This is a genomic window from Sinorhizobium sp. CCBAU 05631, assembly GCF_002288505.1.
Taxonomy (GTDB): domain Bacteria; phylum Pseudomonadota; class Alphaproteobacteria; order Rhizobiales; family Rhizobiaceae; genus Sinorhizobium; species Sinorhizobium fredii_C.
In genome coordinates this window covers 3,312,577-3,329,404 of sequence record NZ_CP023063.1, presented here as the reverse complement: position 1 = coordinate 3,329,404, position 16,828 = coordinate 3,312,577, and the positions used below count along the sequence as shown (strand labels likewise).

Here is a 16,828-nt window from a genome sequence, read left to right as displayed (position 1 = left end):
CATCTCCGTTCGTATGGCGCCGCCCGGACATCCGGGCGGCGCTTTCGTTCGCTGGACTTAGTTGGTCTGCCAGCTCTTGACCAGTTCGTCGTAATTAACGGTGATCGGCTTTTCCTTCTCGTTCTCGACCTTGAGCTGCGGAGCGAGGTTGCCGGCCTTCACCGCTTCGGCGTTCCAGTATTCGAGATCGTGCTCTTCGGCGAGCTTCGGACCGATATCGCCCTGGATGCCGGCGCGCTCGAGGCGCTGCAGCACCTTCTCCTGCTCGGCGCAAAGCGAGTCCATGGCTTCCTGGGCCGTCTTGGCGCCGGAAGACGCATCGCCGATCGCCTGCCACCACAGCTGGGCCAGCTTCGGATAATCAGGCACGTTCGTGCCGGTCGGCGACCATTGCAGGCGGGCCGGCGAACGGTAGAACTCGATCAGCCCGCCAAGCTTCGGAGCGCGCTCGGTGAAGCTCGGATGGTCGAGGGTCGACTGGCGGATGAAGGTGAGGCCGACATGGCTCTTCTTCACGTCGATGGTCTTCGAGGTGACGAACTGTGCGTAGAGCCAGGCGGCCTTGGCGCGGTCGTCCGGGGTCGACTTCAGAAGCGTCCAGGAGCCGGCGTCCTGATAGCCGAGCTTCATGCCGTCCTTCCAGTAAACGCCGTGCGGCGACGGGGCCATGCGCCATTTCGGCGTGCCGTCGGCGTTGACGACCGGCAGGCCGTCCTTGACCATGTCGGCGGTGAAGGCCGTGTACCAGAACATCTGCTGGGCGATCGCACCCTGGGCCGGAACCGGACCGGATTCGGAGAAGGTCATCCCTTGAGCTTCCGGCGGAGCGTAGTTCTTCAGCCAGGTCAGGTATTTCTCGATCGAATAGACTGCAGCCGGGCCGTTGGTGTCGCCGCCGCGTGCGACGCAGGAGCCGACCGGACGCGAGTTCTCGTCGACCTTGATGCCCCACTCGTCGACCGGGCGGCCGTTCGGGATGCCCTTGTCGCCGTTGCCGGCCATCGACAGCCAGGCGTCGGTGAAGCGCCAGCCGAGCGACGGGTCCTTCTTGCCGTAGTCCATGTGGCCATAGACCTTCTTACCATCGATCTCTCGGCCGTTGAAGAACTCGGCAATGTCCTCATAGGCCGACCAGTTGACCGGAACGCCGAGGTCGTAGCCGTACTTGGCCTTGAACTCTTCCTGAATCTTAGGATCGTTGAACCAGTCGTAGCGGAACCAATAGAGGTTGGCGAACTGCTGGTCGGGAAGCTGGTAGAGCTTGCCGTCCGGTGCGGTGGTGAAGGACTTGCCGATGAAGTCGTCGATGTCGAGGTTCGGGTTGGTGACGTCCTTGCCCTCGTTGGCCATCCAGTCGGTCAGGTTGCGGGCCTGCTGGTAGCGCCAATGGGTGCCGATGAGGTCGGAGTCGTTGATATAGGCGTCGTAGACGTTCTCGCCCGACTGCATCTGCGTCTGCAGCTTTTCGACGACGTCGCCTTCGCCGATCAGGTCGTGGGTGACCTTGATTCCAGTGATGTCGGAGAAGGCCTTGGCCAGGGTCTTCGCTTCATACTCGTGCGTGGTAATCGTTTCGGAAACGACCTTGATCTCCATGCCGGCAAAGGGCTTCGCCGCATCGACGAACCATTGCATTTCCGCTTCCTGGGACGCGCGGTCGAGCGAGGAGAGATCGCCGATTTCCTTGTCGAGGAACTGCTTCGCCTCGTCCATGCCGGCGAAGGCCGTCCCGGTAAGTGCCAGCAGCATCGCCGCCGTCGTAGTCAAAAGATGCCGTCGCATAAATTTCCTCCCTTTGGGTTTTGCGATTGCGTTTCCTTGCAGTTTCGAAGGGCGCAACCGGCGCCCTTCATTCCGATGCCTCAGACGTAGCGGAACACGGCGACGGCGTAGATCACCGAGAGGGCAACCGCCCACCAGAGATTTGCGCCGACCAGCCCGAGCCAACCGAGGTGAATGAATGCACTTCCGAGCAGCGAGACGAAGAGCCGGTCACCGCGGGTCGTCTCGAAGCGCAGGACCCCGACGCGTGGGTTTCCGCCTGGCGAGACATATTCCCAGACGCCCATGCCGACGAGCATCAGCGCGATCGCCAGGAAAAACAGCGCTGTCGGCAGCGTCCATGCCATCCATGAAAAGTCCATTGGCGAAATCTCCCTTGAATGGTTTCAGCTCTAGACGCGGCCGAGCGCGAAGCCCTTGGCGATGTAATTGCGGACGAAGTAGATGACGAGCGCGCCCGGGATGATCGTCAGCACGCCGGCGGCGGCAAGCACGCCCCAGTCGAGACCGGAGGCCGAAACCGTCCGCGTCATCGTCGCGGCGATCGGCTTGGCGTCGGTGGTCGTCAGCGTGCGGGCGATCAGAAGTTCGACCCAGGAGAACATGAAGCAGAAGAACGCGGCGACGCCGATGCCCGAGGCGATCAACGGCACGAAGATCTTCACGAAGAAGCGCGGGAAGGAATAGCCGTCGATATAGGCGGTCTCGTCGATCTCCTTCGGCACGCCGGACATGAAGCCCTCGAGGATCCAGACGGCGAGCGGCACGTTGAACAGGCAGTGGGCGATCGCCACGGCGATATGTGTGTCGATCAGGCCGAAGGCGGAATAGAGCTGGAAGAACGGCAGCGCGAACACCGCCGGGGGCGCCATCCGGTTGGTCAGGAGCCAGAAGAATAGGTGCTTGTCGCCGAGGAAGCGGTAGCGCGAGAAGGCATAGGCCGCCGGCAGCGCCACGCTGACCGAGATCAGTGTGTTCATCACCACGTAGGTGATCGAGTTGATGTAGCCGTTGTACCACGAGGGGTCGGTGAAGATCACCGCGTAATTGCGGAGCGTCGGGTTCTGCGGCCAGAGCGAAAAGGTGCTGAGGATCTCGCTGGTCTCCTTGAAGCTCATGTTGACGAGCCAGTAGATCGGCAGGAGCAGGAAGACGATGTAGATCGTCGGCACCAGCCAGGAGAGGCGCTGCGAAAGCGGTTGCTTGTTGGTCATCATGATGTCTCCTCCCTTCTTTCTCAGCCCTGCGCGTCGCTGGTGGTCATCACGGTGTAGAAGATCCACGACAAGAGCAGGATGATGAGGAAGTAGATGATCGAGAGGGCTGCGGCGGGGCCGAGATCGAACTGGCCGATCGCCATCTTGACGAGATCGATCGACAGGAAGGTCGTCGAGTTGCCCGGACCGCCGCCGGTGACGACGAAGGGTTCCGTATAGATCATGAAGCTGTCCATGAAGCGCAGCAGGAAGGCAATCAAGAGCACCCGCTTCATCTTCGGCAGCTGTATGTAGCGGAACACGGACCAGCGCGAGGCGCCGTCGATCTTGGCGGCCTGGTAATAGGCATCCGGGATCGACACGAGGCCGGCATAGCAGAGCAGCACGACGAGGCTCGTCCAGTGCCAGACGTCCATGATGATCAGCGTCACCCAGGCGTCGAGCGGGTTTTGCACGTAGTTGTAGTTGATGCCGAGCGTGGCGAGCGTGCGGCCGAGCAGGCCGATGTCGACCCGGCCGAAGACCTGCCAGATGGTGCCGACGACGTTCCACGGGATCAACAGCGGCAGCGCCATCAGCACCAGGCAGATCGGCACGCCGATCCCCTTCTTCGGCATGTTGAGAGCGATCACGATGCCGAGCGGGATCTCGATCGCCAGGATGATCGCCGAGAAGACCAGGTTGCGGGTCAGCGCATCCCAGAAGCGATCGGATTCGAGCACGTCCATGAACCAGTCGGTGCCGGCCCAGAAGAATTCGTTGTTGCCGAAGGTGTCCTGTACTGAATAGTTGACGACGGTCATCAGCGGGATCACCGCCGAGAAGGCGACGAGCACCAGAACCGGCAGGACCATGAACCAGGCCTTGTTGTTCCAGGTCTTTTCCATGTCAGGCCTCCTCGCCGATGCGCCAGGAATCGGCGTAGATATTGATTGCCTTCGGGTCGAAGGTGACGCGCGGTTCGGCGGGGATCTCGCCGTCCTCGTCGACGATGATTGAGATCGGCCGGTCGGCGAAGCGGGCGCGGACGATCTTGTGGCGGCCGATATCCTCGACCTTGGTGATCGCCACCGGCATGCCCTCGCGGCCCAGCGAGATGAATTCCGGCCGAATGCCGAGCTCGGTCTTGGCGCCGGGCGCCACCTGCGGCTGGAAATTAAGGGCGATGCTCTCGCCGCCGACCGCTGCCCTGTTGCCGGCGATCTCGGCCGGCAGGACGTTCATGCCCGGCGAGCCAATGAAATAGCCGACGAAGGTGTGGCGCGGACGCTCGAAGAGCTCGGCCGGCGTGCCGATCTGGACGATCTGGCCGTCATACATGACGACGACCTTGTCGGCGAAGGTGAGCGCCTCGGTCTGGTCGTGGGTGACATAGACCATGGTGAAGCCGAACTGCTTGTGCAGGCGCTTGATCTGCGAGCGCAGTACCCATTTCATCTCGGGATCGATGACGGTCAGCGGCTCGTCGAACAGGATGGCGCTGACGTCGGAGCGCACCAGGCCGCGGCCGAGCGAGATCTTCTGCTTCTGGTCGGCGGTCAGCCCCCGCGCGGTCTTGTTCGCCCAGCCGCCGAGGCCGGTCATCTCGATGATCTCCTTGACGCGGTGGTCGACCTCGGCCTCCGGCACATGGCGGTTGCGCAAGGGGAAGGCGAGATTGTCGTAGACGGTCATGGTGTCGTAGATGACCGGAAACTGGAACACCTGGGCGATGTTGCGATGCTGTGTCGTCAGCTGCGTCACGTCGGTGCCGTCGAACAGGATGCGGCCTTCCGACGGGTTGATCAGCCCCGAAATGATGTTGAGCAGCGTGGTCTTGCCGCAGCCGGAAGGACCGAGCAGCGCATAGGCGCCGCCGTCGTTCCATTCGTGATGGACTTCCTTCAGCGCGTAGTCGGCTTCCGACTTGGGCTTGGCGCCATAGGCGTGGCGGATATGTTCGAGATTGATGCGTGCCATGGTCTCCTCCCAGCGCCTCCCTTTACGCGGTCCCGCCGGTCGCCCGGCCGTCCGGCCCGAAGGCCATCAGGTGGCGGGTGTCGACGAAGACCTCGAGGGTCGCGTCCGGTTCGATGTCGTGAATGCCGGGCGCCAGCATGACCCAGCGCGCATCGGCGAAGCCGACGTGAATAAAGCTTTCCGACCCGGCGATCTCGGAAATCGCCGTCTTGACGGTGAGCGGATTGCCACTGCCGTCGGGGTGGTCGAGAGAGATGTGGTGCGGCTGGAAGGCGACCGTGCACGGCCCGTCGGCAACAGCCGCGAGATGCGCGGGAACGGAAAGCACCGGCTTACCTTCGAGCGTGAAATGGGAGCCGGCTTTCACCAGCGCGATCGTGTTGAGCGGCGGATCGGCGAAGGTGCGGGCGGTGACGATGTCCACCGGGCGGCGGTAGACGTCGATGGTGCTGCCGAACTGGGTGATGCGGCCCTCGCTCAAGGCGGCGGTATTGCCACCGAGCAGCAGCGCTTCCGAAGGTTCCGTCGTCGCATAGACGAAGATCGCGCCGGAAGCCGCGAAGATCTTCGGCAGTTCCTCGCGCAGTTCCTCGCGCAGCTTGTAGTCGAGATTGGCGAGCGGCTCGTCGAGCAGCACCAGGTCGGCATTCTTGACGATGGCGCGGGCAAGCGCGGTGCGCTGCTGCTGGCCGCCGGAGAGATTGAGCGGCGTGCGGTCGAGATAGGGGGTGAGCTTCAGGAGCTCGGCGGCCTTGCGGACCTCCCGGTCGATTGTGGCGTTGTCGACACCCTTGATCCGCATCGGCGAGGCAATGTTGTCGTAGACCGTCATCGCCGGATAGTTGATGAACTGCTGGTAAACCATGGCGACGGAGCGCTGCTGGACCCGCACGCCGGTGACGTCGGCGCCGTCGAAATGGATCGAACCGGAGGCCGGTTTGTCGAGGCCAGCCATCAGCCGCATCAGCGACGTCTTGCCCGACAGCGTCGGGCCGAGCAGCACGTTGAGCGACCCGCGCTCCAGCACAAGGTCGGTCGGGTGGATATGCGTTTCCCCGCCCACGACCTTGGATATGTTCTTCATTGCAAGCATCGAATTCTCCACCCAGCCATCGGCATTTCAGTTGCAGGACATCAGGCGGCGGCGCTGGCCGCGTCCCGCATGTATTCCTCCAGCTCCGCTACTTCCGCCCGCGACAGCTTCAGTCCCAGCTTTGTCCGGCGCCAAAGCACGTCCTCCGCACGCAATGCCCATTCCTGTGCGATGAGCCAATCGACCTCGGCCGCATAGAGATCGGCTCCGAAGCGCCTTCCGAGATCGGCCTCGCTTGCGGCATTGTCGAGAAGCTGCTTCGCGCGCGTGCCATACAGGCGCACCAGTCGGCGGGCATGCGAAGCCGCCAGAAAGGGATAGTGCGCTTTCAATTTGGAGACCTCGGCATCGTAACCCGCAGCCGGAAAATCGCCGCCCGGCAGATGCGATCCGGCCGTCCACTTGCCGCCCTTGGCCCCGATCGCTTCACCGATCTTATCGAGTGCCGCTTCGGCCAGCCGCCGGTAGGTCGTGAGCTTGCCGCCGAAGATATTGAGGAGCGGCGCCTGGCCGGTCTGGCCTTCGAGACGCAGCACATAGTCGCGCGTCGCCTCCTGCGCCTTGCTTGCCCCGTCGTCATAGAGCGGGCGGACCGCCGAATAGGTCCAGACAATGTCGTCCTTAGTCACCGGATCGCTGAAATACTCACTCGCCGATCTGCAGAGATAATCGATCTCGGCGTCGCTGATGCGCACCTCGGCCGGATTGCCGGTGAAATCCCGGTCGGTGGTGCCGATCAGGGTGAAATCGTCTTGGTAGGGAATGGCGAACATGATCCGTCCGTCCGGGTTCTGGAAGAAATAGGCGCGCGGATCGTCGAACTTCTTTCTCAGGACGATGTGGCTGCCCTGGACCAGGCGGACATTGTGGACGTCGTTCTTGCCGATCGCATCGGCGAGCACTCGGTCGACCCAGGGGCCGGTGGCATTGACGAGCAGACGGGCGCGCACCGTTTCGCGCTTGCCGGTAAGCGCGTCCTCGGTTTCGACCACCCAGCGGCCGTCGCCGCGGCGGGCCGAGACGACGCGGGTGCGGGCCATGATCCTTGCGCCGCGGTCGGCGGCATCGCGGGCGTTCAGCACCACCAGCCGGGCATCGTCGACCCAGCCGTCGGAATATTCGAAGGCCTTGGCGAAGAGGCGCTTCAGCGGCGCGGCGGCCGGATCGCGGGTCATGTCCAGCGTGCTCGTCGCCGGCAGCAGCTTGCGGCCGCCGATATGGTCGTAAAGAAAGAGGCCGAGGCGGATCAGCCAGGCCGGCCGCAGGCCGCCCTTGTGATAGGGTAGAACGAAGCGCATCGGCCAGATGACATGCGGCGCCATTGCCCAGAGCACCTCGCGCTCCATCAGCGCCTCGCGCACCAGCCGGAACTCGTAATGCTCGAGATAGCGCAGGCCGCCATGAATGAGCTTGGTGGAGCCGGACGAGGTGCCGGAGGCGAAGTCGTCCATTTCGGCAAGGGCGACCGAATATCCCCGGCCGACCGCATCACGCGCAATGCCGCATCCGTTGATGCCGCCGCCTATGACAAAGACGTCGAAGATTGCCTGCTCTGACACCGCGATTGCCCCTCCACTTTTCGCAATGCACAAATTTATGTCATCGCGAAAGTGAAGGCAGTTAAAATGAAAACATTTCGAATGTCAAACGAATGTTTCCCGAATCTCGCCGCAGCCCGCCGGCGCGCTCAAGCCTCGGTTTCGACCAGCTTGACCCCTTGCTCGGAACAGATCTTGCGAACGTTTTCAATGATGCACCGGTCGGTGATGAAGGTCTGGACCTGGGAGATATGGCCGATCCGCACAGGCGCGGTGCGTTCGAACTTCGTGGAATCGGACACGAGGATGACGTGCCGGGCGTTGGCGATGATCGCCTGTGCGACTTTCACCTCGCGATAGTCGAAATCGAGAAGCGCGCCGTCGTGGTCGATCGCGGAGGCGCCGATGACCGCGAAATCGACCTTAAACTGCCTGATGAAATCGACCGCCGCCTCGCCGACGATGCCGCCGTCCGAACCGCGCACGACGCCGCCGGCGATCACCACCTCGATCGAGGGGAAGACCCGCAACCGATTGGCGACATTGATATTGTTGGTGATGACCATCAGTTCCTTGTGGTCGAGAAGCGCTTCTCCGACCGCTTCGGTGGTGGTGCCGATATTGATGAAGAGCGAGGCGTTGTCGGGGATGAGGGCGGCGGCGGCTCGGCCGATCGCCTGTTTCTCCGACGCGGCGATCTGGCGGCGCGCGTCGTATTTCACGTTCTCCTTGCCGCTCGGAAAGATCGCGCCGCCATGGATGCGGTTCAGGACCCGGGCATCGCAGAGGTCGTTCAGGTCCTTGCGGATCGTCTGCGGCGTCACCGAGAAACGCTGCGCGAGTTCCTCGACGAGCACCCGGCCCTCGGCCTTGGCCAGTTCCAGGATCTCCGCTTGCCGTCCGCTGAGATACATGCTTCGCTCCCTCTGCTTTCGTTTGCTTTCATAATATGCAAAAACGAAAGCAGCGCAATTTCAGAATCAGCGCTTGGTTGCGGTTTGGCAGTTCGACTGCAGCAATCGCCGCGGCCAACCATTGCAATCCGTCATGCGATGCGCCAGCGTGGTTTTCCGAGAGGGAGGTAGGCAAGCCCATGTATCATCCGGCCTTGTTCAAGGGCATGAAGGTGGTGGTGACCGGCGCCGGCCGGGGCATTGGTCTCGAGGTTGCGCGGGAGTTCCTCGATTGCGGTGCGCGCGTGCTGGTCCATGTCGGCCGGACGCTTTCCGATGTCCGCCCCGATTTTCTCGACCTGGCGGCGGGGGAGGGCAGGGCGTTTCTCGCGGCGGCGGATTTTCTCGTCCCCCGGGGCGTCAAGTCCCTTGCCGACGAGGTGAGGAGCCGTTTCGACAGCCTCGACGTTCTCGTCAACAATGCCGGCACGATGGTCGGCCGCTTTCCGGCTGCTGATTTGACCGACGACGAATACCGGACGATCGTCCAGCTCAATCAGACCTCGGTCGTGGAGATGACCCGGGCGATGCTGCCGCTCCTACGCAAGGGCGCGCATCCGGCGATCGTCAATACGGTGTCGATCTCGGCGCGCTCCGGCGGCAGCGCCGGTTCGTCGATCTATTCCGCTACAAAGGCCTTCATCGCCACCTATTCCAAGGCGTTGGCGCGCGAACTGGCACCGGAAGGCATCCGCGTCAATTGCGTCTCGCCCGGCACGATCACCACCGATTTCCACGAGCGCTATTCGACGCCCGACAAGCTGGAGGCGACGCGCAGGTCGATTCCGCTCGGACGGCTCGGAACCGCCGAGGATTGCGCCCCTGCCTATCTCTTCCTCGCCTCGCATGCGCTTTCCGGCTATATCACCGGCCAGGTGCTGGAGGTGAATGGTGGGCAGTTGATCTGCTAGGAGTTGCGCGAGTCGTGCGCGGTTCCGCCCCTCATCCGCCTGCCGGCACCTTCTTCCCGCATGCGGAGAGAAGGGATATGCCGCGCCGTTGAGGTCCCTCTTTCCCGCACTCAGGGAGAAGGAGCAAGCGGCTTCGGCGCGTGGCAGAAGGGACAAGCCGGGCGATTCCGGTCCCCTCTCCCCGCGTGCGGGGAGAGGGCTAGGGTGAGGGGCTGTCGCCAGCAGCGATTTCTAAGGCCGAGAAATGATCGACAAACTGGAATTCTTCCTCGTCCTTGCCCGCGAACGGCATTTTGGTCGCGCGGCGGAAGAGTGCGGCGTGACGCAGCCGACGCTGTCGGCGGCGATCCGCCAGCTCGAGGACCAGCTCGGCGTCATTCTCGTCAATCGCGGCTCGCGCTTTCAGGGGCTGACGCCGGAGGGCCAGCGGGTGCTGGAATGGGCGCGGCGGATCGTCGGCGATACGCGCACCATGCGCGAGGAGATGCGCGCGGCGCGCAAGGGCCTTTCCGGCCACATCCGCCTCGCCGCCATCCCGACGACGCTTTCCATGGTGCCGCTCATCACCGCTCCCTTTCAGGAGAAGCATCCCGACGTCACCTTTTCGGTACTTTCGACCACGTCGCTGCAGATCCTGGCGCTGCTCGAAAATCTCGAGATCGACGCGGGACTGACCTATCTGGAGAACGAACCGCTCGGCCGCGTCACTAGCGTGCCGCTTCAGATCGAGCAATATCATCTGGTTACCGCCGCCGAGAGCCCGCTTTCCGATCGCGAAAGCGTGACCTGGAAGGAGGTTAGCAATATTCGGCTTTGTCTATTGACGGCCGACATGCAGAACCGGCGCATCATCAATCAGCATTTTGCCGAAGCCGGCGCGGTGGCGAGCCCAACGCTCGAATCGAACTCGATGATCGTCCTCTTTTCCCACGTAAGGACAGGACGCTGGGCGAGCATCATGCCTCATAACGTCGCGAAATCCTTCGGGTTTCCTCAGGATATCCGGTTGATTCCGATCGTCGAGCCCGACGTGCGCCACACGGTCGGCCTGGTGGCGACCTATCGTGAGCCGTTTACGCCATTGGTCTCGGCCTTGCTGCACGAGGCACGCATGCTCAGCGAGCGCAATGCCGTTTAATAGATTTTTTCTATCGATCGACGGAACAGCATTATTGACCCGTCTGCCCTTAAGCGCGAAGCTTATTGCCTGTCGCAGAGGCGAAGAGGCTCCGATCTCTGCAACAGACTATGAAATCTGGCGTGGCGGTCCAAGCAAGACCTCGATGCGCCGCGAGCCGGGAGGGCTCTTCGGGTGAATATTCATCTGCCGCGCGCAGACGTGACCGAGCGCACGCTGGCGATCGTCGGCGAACTCAAGGGACTGGAAGGCCCGCTTCTGCCGATCCTGCACGAGATCCAGGACGAGTTCGGCTATGTGCCGCAGGAATGCCTGCCGGTGATCGCCCGCGAACTCAACCTGTCGCGTGCCGAAGTCTACGGCGTCGTCACCTTCTACCACGATTTCCGCGAGCACCCGGCCGGACGGCATGTGTTGAAACTCTGTCGTGCCGAGGCCTGTCAGTCGATGGGCGGCGATCGGCTTGCCGAGCGCGCCAAGGCGCTGCTCGGCATCGATTTCCACGAGACGACGCCGGACGGCGCCGTGACGCTCGAACCGGTCTACTGTCTCGGGCTCTGTTCCTGCTCGCCGTCGGCGATGCTCGATGGCGAGGTGTATGCGCGGCTTGACGATGCGGAGCTCGAGGCGCTGGTCGCGGAGGCACGCCGATGACCGTGAAGATCTACATTCCACGCGATGCCGCAGCGATTGCCCTTGGCGCCGAAAAGGTGGCGGCAGCAATGGCCGAGGCGGTCGCGGCGCGCGGCCTCGACGCAACGATCATCCGCAACGGCTCGCGCGGCATGCACTGGCTTGAACCGCTAGTCGAGGTCGAAACCGCCGAGGGGCGCATTGGCTACGGTCCGGTGAGGGCCCGCGACGTCGCCTCGCTCCTCGATGCCGGGTTCATCTCGGGCGACGCGCATGCGCTCTGCCTCGGCAAGACGGAAGAGATCCCCTTCCTCAAGAACCAGACGCGGCTGACCTTCGCGCGCTGCGGAGTCATCGATCCCCTGTCGCTCGACGACTATCGCGCCCATGGGGGCCTGTGCGGTCTTCAGAAGTCCGTCTCGCTGGCGCCGGCGGCGATCGTCGCCGAAGTTACCGAAAGCGGCCTGCGCGGTCGCGGTGGTGCCGGCTTCCCGACCGGCATCAAATGGAAGACCGTCCTCGAAACGGCGGGGCCGCAAAAATACATCGTCTGCAATGCCGACGAGGGCGACAGCGGTACCTTCGCCGACCGGATGATTATGGAGGGCGACCCCTTCGTGCTTATCGAGGGCATGGCAATCGCCGGCATCGCAACAGGCGCCACCAAGGGTTACGTCTACACCCGCTCAGAATATCCGCATGCGATCGCGGCGATGAGCGCTGCGATCGAGGTCGCGCGCGCCGCCGGCGTGCTCGGCACCTCCGTTCTCGGTTCGGCGCATGCCTTCGACATGGAAGTCAGGACCGGCGCCGGCGCCTATGTCTGCGGCGAGGAGACGTCGCTGTTGAACAGTCTCGAGGGCAAGCGCGGGCTGGTGCGCGCCAAGCCGCCGCTGCCGGCCCACAAGGGTCTGTTCGATTGCCCGACGGTCATCAACAACGTCATCTCGCTCGCTTCGGTGCCGGTGATTCTCGAGAAGGGCGCCGCCTACTACCGCGATTTCGGCATGGGCCGCTCGCGCGGTACGATCCCGATCCAGATCGCCGGCAACGTCAAGCATGCCGGCCTCTACGAGACGGCGTTCGGCCTGACTCTCGGTGAGATCGTTGACGCGATCGGAGGCGGCACGGCAAGCGGCCGACCGGTTAAAGCGGTGCAGGTCGGCGGTCCGCTCGGCGCCTATTTCCCGCGGGCGCTGTTCGATACGCCGTTCGATTACGAGGCCTTCGCGGCGAAAGATGGGCTGATCGGCCATGCCGGCATCGTGGTTTTCGACGACACGGCCGACATGCTGAAGCAGGCGCGCTTCGCCATGGAGTTCTGCGCCGTCGAGAGCTGCGGTAAGTGCACGCCCTGCCGCATCGGCTCAACCCGCGGTGTCGAGGTGGCGGACAAGATCGCTGCCGGCATCGAACCGGAGAAGAACCGCGAACTGCTCGCCGATCTCTGCAACACGATGAAGTTCGGCTCGCTCTGCGCCCTCGGCGGCTTCACGCCCTATCCGGTGATGAGCGCCATGACACATTTCCCGGAGGATTTCGAGCCCGCGCCGGTGGTGGAGGCTGCGGAATGATGAACGCGGCGAACACCCCCATCTGGCCTGCCGGGCATCTCCCCCACAAGGGGGGACATCGACTCGCGGCTGGCCGCCCGCTCCCGCCAAAACGATTCTGCGGGTGGAATTCTCCGGTGTGGATGCAGAACGTGCCACATCCATTCTCCCCCCTTATGGGGGAGATGCCCGGGAAAGCAGAGGGGGGCGAGCCCTCGCTGAACGCAATTTCTCAGGAGGCCCAGAATGTCTCTCGTTCATGAAATCAATTACGGCACTCCTGCTTCCAAGTCCGAAAAGCTGGTGACGCTGTCGATCGACGGGCAGGAGATCACCGTGCCAGAAGGCACGTCGATCATGCGGGCGGCGATGGAAGCGGGCATCGAGGTGCCGAAGCTCTGCGCTTCGGACATGATGGATGCCTTCGGCTCCTGCCGCCTCTGTCTAGTCGAGATCGAGGGCCGGGCCGGCATGCCGGCTTCCTGCACGACGCCAGTCGCACAGGGCATCAGCGTCTCGACCCAGACGCAGCGCCTCAAGGACGTTCGTCGCGGCGTTATGGAACTCTATATTTCCGACCACCCCCTCGACTGCCTCACCTGTGCGGCCAATGGCGATTGCGAGCTGCAGGACATGGCCGGCGCCGTCGGCCTGCGCGACGTGCGCTATGGCTATGACGGGTCCAACCACGTCAAGGCGCGCAACAACGGCGAGATCAATCGCCAATGGGCGCCGAAGGACGAATCCAACCCCTATTTCACCTTCGATCCGGCGAAATGCATCGTCTGCTCGCGGTGCGTGCGCGCCTGCGAGGAAGTGCAGGGCACCTTCGCGCTGACGATCAGCGGCCGCGGTTTCGATTCGCGCGTTTCCGCCGGCATGAGCGAGGATTTCGTCTCCTCGGAATGCGTCTCCTGCGGCGCCTGCGTGCAGGCCTGCCCGACGGCGACGCTGACGGAAAAGTCGGTGATCGAGATCGGCCAGCCGGAGCATTCGGTCGTGACCACCTGCGCCTACTGCGGCGTCGGCTGCTCCTTCAAGGCGGAGATGCGCGGCGAGGAGCTGGTGCGCATGGTGCCGTGGAAGGACGGCCAGGCGAACCGCGGCCATTCCTGCGTCAAGGGCCGCTTCGCCTATGGCTATTCCAGCCACAGGGACCGCATCCTCAATCCGATGATCCGCGACAAGATCAGCGATCCCTGGCGCGAGGTGACCTGGGAGGAGGCCTATGCCCATGTGGCTTCCGAGTTCCGCCGCATCCAGTACCAGTACGGCCGCGATTCGGTCGGCGGCATCACCTCGTCGCGCTGCACCAACGAGGAGACCTATCTGGTGCAGAAGCTGGTGCGCGCCGGTTTCGGCAACAACAATGTCGATACCTGCGCCCGCGTCTGCCATTCGCCGACCGGCTACGGCCTCAACCAGACCTTCGGCACCTCCGCCGGCACGCAGAATTTCGACAGCGTCGAGCACACCGACGTCGCGATCATCATCGGCGCCAACCCGACCGACGGTCACCCGGTCTTTGCCTCGCGGCTGAAGAAGCGGCTGCGCGAGGGCGCCAAGCTGATCGTCATCGACCCGCGCCGGATCGACCTCGTCCGCTCGGCCCATGTCGAAGCCTCGTACCACTTGCCGATCAAGCCGGGCACAAACGTCGCCATCCTGACGGCACTCGCCCATGTCATCGTCACCGAGGGCCTTGCCGATGAAGCCTTCATTCGCGAGCGCTGCGACTGGTCGGAATTCGAGGACTGGGCCGCCTTCGTGGCCGAGCCCTATCACAGCCCGGAAGCGACCGAGGCCCATACCGGCGTCCCGGCTGAACTGGTGCGCGGTGCAGCGCGCCTTTACGCCACCGGCGGCAATGGCGCCATCTATTACGGTCTCGGCGTCACCGAGCATAGCCAGGGCTCGACCACGGTGATGGCGATCGCCAACCTCGCCATGGTGACCGGCAACATCGGCCGGCCGGGTGTCGGCGTCAACCCGCTGCGCGGCCAGAACAACGTGCAGGGCTCCTGCGACATGGGCTCCTTCCCGCACGAACTGCCAGGTTACCGGCACATATCCGACGACGCCACGCGCGAAACCTTCGAGAAGCTCTGGGGCGTGACACTCAACAACGAGCCGGGTCTGCGCATCCCGAACATGCTCGACGCGGCGGTCGACGGCACCTTCAAGGGCATCTACATCCAGGGCGAGGACATCCTGCAGTCGGATCCGGACACCAAGCATGTGGCCGCCGGCCTCGCGGCAATGGAATGCGTCGTGGTGCAGGACCTCTTCCTCAACGAGACGGCCAACTACGCGCATGTCTTCCTGCCGGGCTCGACCTTCCTCGAAAAGGACGGCACCTTCACCAATGCCGAGCGCCGTATCAACCGCGTGCGCAAGGTGATGCGGCCGAAGAACGGCTATGCCGACTGGGAGGTGACGCAGAAGCTCGCCCAGGCGATGGGATTGGACTGGAACTATGGTCATCCGTCCGAGATCATGGACGAGATCGCCGCAACGACGCCGACATTCGCGCTCGTCTCCTATGACTATCTCGACAAGATGGGCTCGGTGCAGTGGCCCTGCAACGAAAAGGCGCCGCTCGGCTCGCCGATCATGCATGTCGACGGCTTCGTGCGCGGCAAGGGCAAGTTCATCCGTACCGAATATGTGGCGACCGACGAGAAGACCGGCCCGCGCTTCCCACTGCTGCTCACCACCGGCCGTATTCTCAGCCACTACAATGTCGGCGCCCAGACGCGGCGTACCGACAATGTCGTCTGGCACCCGGAGGACCGGCTGGAGATCCACCCGCACGATGCGGAGCAGCGCGGCATCCGCGACGGCGACTGGGTCCGGCTTGCCAGCCGCTCGGGCGACACGACGCTCCGGGCGCTGATCACCGACCGCGTCGCGCCGGGCGTCGTCTACACCACCTTCCATCACCCGACGACGCAGGCGAACGTCATCACGACCGACTTCTCCGACTGGGCGACCAACTGCCCGGAATACAAGGTGACGGCGGTGCAGGTCTCGCCCTCGAACGGTCCGACCGACTGGCAGCTCGACTATGACGAGCAGGCCCGCCAATCGCGGCGGATTGCCGGCAAGCTGGAGGCAGCGGAGTAGGAAGCGCGATGGCAGGAAAACGACGCCCGCCTCCCATAGCCGCCACCGTCGGCGCGGCGGAAAGGAGCCGCTTCACGACGACGGCGAAGGTTCCGGAAGTGGCGCGGCGGGCGGGCGTGCTCGTCTCGCAATCGCGCCTCGTGCCGGAGGAGACGGCGATCGCGCTCACCTATGGCGGCTCGACGCATGCGGTGATGATGGCAACGCCCGCCGATCTCGAGGATTTCGCCGTCGGCTTCAGCCTGACCGAAGGCATCATCACCGACCCGGACCAGATCGACGACGTCGAGGTCATCGCCGAGGACAAGGGCATCGACCTGCAGATTCGCCTCCGGGACGAGCAGAACGAGGCGTTGCGCCTGCGCCGCCGCCATATGGCGGGGCCTGTCGGCTGCGGCCTTTGCGGTATCGAATCGATCGAGCAGGCGGTTCGGACGACGCCAGATGTTTCCGGTTCGTCGCTGCGGCTTTCCGATGAGGATGTCGTCCGCGCCGTCGGGATGCTCAACGGTCAGCAGCCCCTGCACCTAGAAACGCGCGCCGTTCATGGTGCTGCCTTTTACGTGCCGGGCCGGGGGCTGATAGCGGTTCGCGAGGATGTCGGCCGCCACAATGCGCTCGACAAGCTGACGGGGGCCGCCGCGCTGGCCGGCTTCAGGGGCGACCAAGGCGCCGTCGTCGTCACCTCGCGGGTCTCCGTCGAGATGGTGCAGAAGACGGCGATCACCGGAAGCCCGGTGATCATTGCCATTTCGGCGCCGACGGCGCTTGCCATCCGCACGGCGGAGCAGGCCGGCATGACGCTGATCGCGCTGGTGCGCGGCGACGAGTTCGAAATTTTCACCCACCCCGAGCGCTTGGAGCGGGACGAGGAGGAGCGGGCGCCGTTCTCCCCGCGCGCCTCTCGCTCTGAACCATTTTGAGA

The 16,828-nt window shown here is 63.8% G+C and carries 14 protein-coding genes; 6 read left to right on the top strand and 8 right to left on the bottom strand.

Annotation, left to right across the window (positions count from 1 at the left end; genetic code table 11):
• Positions 1 to 57: 57 nt before the first annotated feature.
• The 8 genes from SS05631_RS16255 to SS05631_RS16220 all read right to left on the bottom strand — a co-directional run bounded on the left by SS05631_RS16255 (position 58) and on the right by SS05631_RS16220 (position 8,503).
• Complete coding sequence (locus SS05631_RS16255; protein ID WP_037417705.1) at positions 58 to 1,782, bottom strand: ABC transporter substrate-binding protein; 1,725 nt, start codon at positions 1,780 to 1,782, stop codon at positions 58 to 60.
• 80 nt (positions 1,783 to 1,862) lie between these two features.
• Positions 1,863 to 2,144, bottom strand: a complete 282-nt coding sequence (locus SS05631_RS16250; RefSeq protein ID WP_037417702.1) for a DUF2160 domain-containing protein — start codon at positions 2,142 to 2,144, stop codon at positions 1,863 to 1,865.
• A 30-nt stretch (positions 2,145 to 2,174) separates the two neighbouring features.
• Positions 2,175 to 2,999, bottom strand: a complete 825-nt coding sequence (locus SS05631_RS16245) for a carbohydrate ABC transporter permease (RefSeq protein ID WP_018235192.1) — start codon at positions 2,997 to 2,999, stop codon at positions 2,175 to 2,177.
• Between the two features lie 20 nt (positions 3,000 to 3,019).
• Positions 3,020 to 3,886: a sugar ABC transporter permease gene (locus SS05631_RS16240; protein ID WP_037417699.1), complete on the bottom strand. Its 867-nt coding sequence runs from the start codon at positions 3,884 to 3,886 to the stop codon at positions 3,020 to 3,022.
• Between the two features lies 1 nt (position 3,887).
• Positions 3,888 to 4,958, bottom strand: coding sequence for an ABC transporter ATP-binding protein (locus tag SS05631_RS16235; RefSeq protein ID WP_037417696.1), 1,071 nt, complete (start codon positions 4,956 to 4,958; stop codon positions 3,888 to 3,890).
• Positions 4,959 to 4,980: 22 nt separating this feature from the next.
• A complete protein-coding gene (locus SS05631_RS16230; RefSeq protein ID WP_037417693.1) occupies positions 4,981 to 6,051 on the bottom strand; it encodes an ABC transporter ATP-binding protein in 1,071 nt (356 codons plus the stop codon).
• 41 nt (positions 6,052 to 6,092) lie between these two features.
• Complete coding sequence (gene glpD, locus SS05631_RS16225) at positions 6,093 to 7,610, bottom strand: glycerol-3-phosphate dehydrogenase (RefSeq protein ID WP_037417690.1); 1,518 nt, start codon at positions 7,608 to 7,610, stop codon at positions 6,093 to 6,095.
• Positions 7,611 to 7,738: 128 nt separating this feature from the next.
• Positions 7,739 to 8,503: a DeoR/GlpR family DNA-binding transcription regulator gene (locus SS05631_RS16220; RefSeq protein WP_037417687.1), complete on the bottom strand. Its 765-nt coding sequence runs from the start codon at positions 8,501 to 8,503 to the stop codon at positions 7,739 to 7,741.
• 179 nt (positions 8,504 to 8,682) lie between these two features.
• On the opposite strand from SS05631_RS16220, the gene SS05631_RS16215 reads away from it, so the two are divergent.
• From SS05631_RS16215 to fdhD, 6 genes are all read left to right on the top strand, one after another.
• Positions 8,683 to 9,453 (top strand): SDR family oxidoreductase, encoded by a 771-nt coding sequence (locus SS05631_RS16215; protein ID WP_037417684.1) that lies wholly within the window; start codon positions 8,683 to 8,685, stop codon positions 9,451 to 9,453.
• Between the two features lie 244 nt (positions 9,454 to 9,697).
• Complete coding sequence (locus SS05631_RS16210; RefSeq protein WP_095678015.1) at positions 9,698 to 10,591, top strand: LysR family transcriptional regulator; 894 nt, start codon at positions 9,698 to 9,700, stop codon at positions 10,589 to 10,591.
• Positions 10,592 to 10,765: 174 nt separating this feature from the next.
• Entirely contained in the window at positions 10,766 to 11,245 is a 480-nt protein-coding gene (locus tag SS05631_RS16205; RefSeq protein ID WP_037417677.1) for a formate dehydrogenase subunit gamma, read from the top strand.
• Positions 11,242 to 12,798 (top strand): NADH-quinone oxidoreductase subunit NuoF, encoded by a 1,557-nt coding sequence (locus SS05631_RS16200; RefSeq protein WP_037417674.1) that lies wholly within the window; start codon positions 11,242 to 11,244, stop codon positions 12,796 to 12,798. The genes SS05631_RS16205 and SS05631_RS16200 overlap by 4 nt, the downstream gene beginning before the upstream one ends.
• A 225-nt stretch (positions 12,799 to 13,023) precedes the next feature.
• A complete protein-coding gene (fdhF, locus tag SS05631_RS16190; RefSeq protein WP_037417672.1) occupies positions 13,024 to 15,903 on the top strand; it encodes a formate dehydrogenase subunit alpha in 2,880 nt (959 codons plus the stop codon).
• An 8-nt stretch (positions 15,904 to 15,911) separates the two neighbouring features.
• Complete coding sequence (gene fdhD, locus SS05631_RS16185) at positions 15,912 to 16,826, top strand: formate dehydrogenase accessory sulfurtransferase FdhD (RefSeq protein WP_095678014.1); 915 nt, start codon at positions 15,912 to 15,914, stop codon at positions 16,824 to 16,826.
• Positions 16,827 to 16,828 lie beyond the last annotated feature (2 nt).